Source organism: Candidatus Ichthyocystis sparus (assembly GCF_900078745.1).
Taxonomy (GTDB): domain Bacteria; phylum Pseudomonadota; class Gammaproteobacteria; order Burkholderiales; family 2013Ark19i; genus Ichthyocystis; species Ichthyocystis sparus.
This window is the reverse complement of sequence record NZ_FKII01000020.1, coordinates 1-1,812: the sequence shown is the minus strand read 5'-3', so window position 1 is coordinate 1,812 and position 1,812 is coordinate 1. Positions and strand designations below refer to the sequence as shown.

The 1,812-nt window shown below is 42.1% G+C and carries 1 protein-coding gene; it reads left to right on the top strand.

Features of this window, described 5'->3' with window-relative positions:
- The coding region (locus A6733_RS08665; protein WP_176696733.1) for a hypothetical protein at window positions 1-1,812 on the top strand (1,812 nt) is incomplete at both ends.

Genomic DNA, 1,812 nt, shown 5'->3' with positions numbered 1-1,812 from the left:
TCCTGGTATAAGGGTTTTATCAAGTACCTCTGATTGTGAGCTGGTTACATTAAGTGGAGGTGTTTTATTAGATTTTTTGTCGAAACTAGATTGTGCTGCTTTTAATGTAGTGCAGCCTGTATTTGAGTCTCAGTGGGATGTAGTGGCTGATAGAGTTTTTGCTAAACTAGAAGATGGATCATTGAGTGATGTTAGTTGTGAAGATGTTATTAGTGTCCTCGATATTGCTGGTATTCCTGCATCGGCATTTTCAGCTCTCCAAAGACAAATTAGGACAGCTAGAGGGAAGGCATCAGGAAATAGTAGTAGTAAAGTTGCAAGTGGTGGTGCTACTTTGGTAAGTGCTACCACAGGTCTTGTGAGTCCTTCTTCTAGTTCGCAGCTTCAGTCTGAATTATTATCTCAATCTGGACCTGAGTTATTATCTGAAGGTACAGGGCCTTATTTGCCTATTGTTACTAAGACTATTACTCAAAGACGTGTGATAAGTGAAAGCAAGATATCAGGTGATAGTAGTAAGTGTGCTGAGAGTACGGGGTCAGGAAGTCGTGCTGTTGATTTTATTCGCCATTTGGCCGCCTCTCTTCCACGAATTAAGTTTCAGCATGAATTATCTTCTCAGCCTCCTGTTACTGAGACTGTTTCTCAAAGACGTGTGATAAGTAAAGGCAAGACATCAGAAGGTAGTAGTAAATGTGCGGATGCTTGCAGTACTACTCTTACTCATTCCTCGGTTATCTCTTCTGCGCGACTTCGGTCTGAATTACCACCTCAATCTGAGACACAGTTAAGATCTTTGTCGCCATTTGGACCTTTAGTAGGTGAAGTATCTCCTGCTCCTTCATTTCAATCCTCTATTTCATTTGCACCCTTACCCTTATCTTCATCTCTATCTACTTCTGAGTCTGGGCCTCAATCTCAGCACGAGATGCAATTGGTATCTTTGTCTGGTGAGTGTTTTTCTAGAATTAGTGCTGATGTTTCAGTCTCTACTCTGGAAGGTGATGCTTCTGATTTGAGAGCTTTAGAAGATGGAGCATCCTCATCTGCGTCTGATAGTGTTGTTGCTGTACCCCCCTCCTCTGTTTCTGCGTTTGCACCTTTGTCTGTAACTGAACCTTTGTCTGCACCTGCGTCTGAGTTGTTAGTAGCTTCTGATATTTCTTCCCCTTTGTTACCATTAGCTGAAGTTTTATCTATGCCAACTGTTTCTGATCAGTCTGGTGTTATCTCTACTTCTGTAGCACTACCTGGTGTCGAATCTTCTTCGCCTGTTGATGGGTATATTGCTGTGCCAACTCCCTCTGTCGGTTCTTTTTTGGATATTAGTGGTGATGTTTTGGTCTCGACCGCGGAAGGTGTTGCTTCTGATTTGGGGGAACGTGAGTTACCTGCATCTGAGATGGTAGCAGCTTTTGATATTTCCCCCTCTTTGTCACCATCAGCTGAAGTTTTGGATGCAATTGGTGTGGCTTCTTCTGCATTTATGCATGCGGGGGATGATTCACTTTCTCCTCCCTCTTCACCTTCGATTTTACCTCCCTCTTCACCTTCGATTTTACCTTCATCTTCATCTTTGTCTTCTTCATCTTCATCCTCTTCATCTTTATCTTTATGTGTATCGGGATTAGATGCTGATGTTTCTTCTTCTTCTACGGAGTCATCTCTTTCATCTTCATCTTTATCTTTATATGTATCAGGATTAGATGCAGATGTTTCCTCTTCTTCTACGGAGTCATCTGTATTGGGTAGAGCAATTGTTGGACTAGCTACAGAAGTTATTGCTTCTGAGTCGAGAGTTTTAGTAGGTGA